2 protein-coding genes are annotated in these 1,796 nt (G+C 68.7%); both read left to right on the forward strand.

All coding sequences use genetic code 11. The annotated features are described in order from the left end of the window. Positions 1-842: DNA gyrase C-terminal beta-propeller domain-containing protein (locus VGV06_19970; GenBank protein HEV2057419.1), on the forward strand; the 842-nt coding region annotated here is incomplete at its 5' end. Positions 843-911: 69 nt separating this feature from the next. After that, positions 912-1,796, forward strand: an 885-nt coding sequence (locus tag VGV06_19975) for a serine--tRNA ligase (GenBank protein ID HEV2057420.1), incomplete at its 3' end; no start/stop codon positions are given.

Here is a 1,796-nt window from a genome sequence, read left to right on the forward strand (position 1 = left end):
AGGAGGACATCGTCGAGGATCTGTTCGTCGCCTCGACGCACGCGTACCTCCTCTTCTTCACGAACAAGGGCAAGGTCCACTGGCTCAAGGTCCACGAGATCCCCGAGGGCGGCCGCCAGGCCAAGGGCAAGGCCATGGTCAACGTGCTCTCGCTTGCCGAGGGCGAGATGGTCGCGACCTGCGTCCCCGTGCGCGACTTCGCGTCGGGTGGCTACGTCTTCTTGTCCACCAAGCGTGGGACCGTCAAGAAGACCGAGCTCGTCGCCTTCTCGCATCCGCGGGCAGGCGGCATCCTCGCCATCGACCTCGACGAGGGCGACGAGGTCATGGCCGCGCGGCGTACCGACGGTCGGCGCGAGGTCTTGCTCTCGACCAAGGCCGGCACGATCATCCGCTTCCCCGAAGAGGACGTTCGGCCCATGGGGCGGACGGCCGGCGGAGTGCGCGGGATCGACGTTGACGAGGGCGACCAGGTCATCGCCGCCGAGGTCGTGCAGGAAGGCGCTATCGTGCTCACGATCACCGAGCGCGGCTACGGCAAGCGCACGCCGCTCGACGAGTACCGCCTGCAGGGCCGCGCCGGCAAGGGCATCATCGACATCAAGACCGAGGGGCGCAACGGCTCCGTGGTGGGGATGCTGCAGATCCGCGAGGGCGACGACATCCTGGTCATCACCACCAACGGCAAGATGATCCGCGTCCACGGCGACGACATCACGAGCCAGGGACGGAATACCATGGGAGTGCGGATCATCGACCTGGACGCCGACGACCGGGTGGGCAGTGTGGCGCGCGTCGAGGCAGAGCAGGCGACCGAGCAGGCGGCCGAGCCCTCGTCATAGCGTCACCCCGACCGGGGGCACGAGGCCGCCTGCGGGCGGCCTCTTTTGTTTCACCACAGGAGAAAAGACGTGCTGGACATCAAACTGATCCGCGAGAATCCCGAGGCCGTCGAGCGCGGCCTGGCGGACCGTGGCGGCGCCGAGCTGGTCAGGCCCGTCCTCGCCCAGGATGCCGAGCGCCGGCGACTCGTGCGGGAGAGCGAGGACCTGAAGGCGCTTCGCAACAAGGCCTCGGAGGCGATCGGCCAGGCCAAGCGCCGCGGCGAGAATGCCGCCGCCGAGCAGGCGCGCATGCGGGAGGTGGGCGAGCGGATCAAGGCGCTCGAGGCCGAGCTCAGGGTCGTGGACGCGGAGATCGAGCGCCTGCTCCTTCAGATCCCGAATCTGCCCGACGCGTCCGTCCCCCCCGGGCAGACGGAGGACAAGAACGTCGAGGTCCGCCGCTGGGGCGCGCCGCGCGAGTTCGGGTTCGCGCCAAAGCCCCACGAGGAGATCGGCGAGGCGCTCGGCCTCATGGACTTCGAGCGCGCCGCGCGGATGGCAAAGGCGCGCTTCGTCGTGCTCTGGGGCCCGCTGGCGCGCCTCGAGCGCGCGCTCGCCGACTTCATGCTCGATCTGCACACCCGCGAGCACGGCTACACCGAGGTCTGGGTGCCGCAGCTCGTGAACGCCGCGACGATGCAGAACAACGGGCTCCTGCCGAAGTTCGAGGTGCAGCTGTTCAAGACCGTCGAGCCGGATGAGGACCGTACGCTCTATCTCATCCCGACCGCGGAGGTGCCGGTGACGGCGCTCCACACGGGCGAGACACTCGCCGGGGGGACGCTGCCCCGGCGCTACGTCTCCTTCACGCCCTGCTACCGCCGCGAGGCAGGCACGTACGGCAAGGACATGAAGGGGATGATCCGCCATCACCAGTTCGACAAGGTCGAGCTGGTCAAGGTTACGACGCCG

It is taken from the genome of Candidatus Methylomirabilota bacterium (assembly GCA_035936835.1).
In the GTDB taxonomy this organism is placed as follows: Bacteria; Methylomirabilota; Methylomirabilia; order Rokubacteriales; family CSP1-6; genus AR37.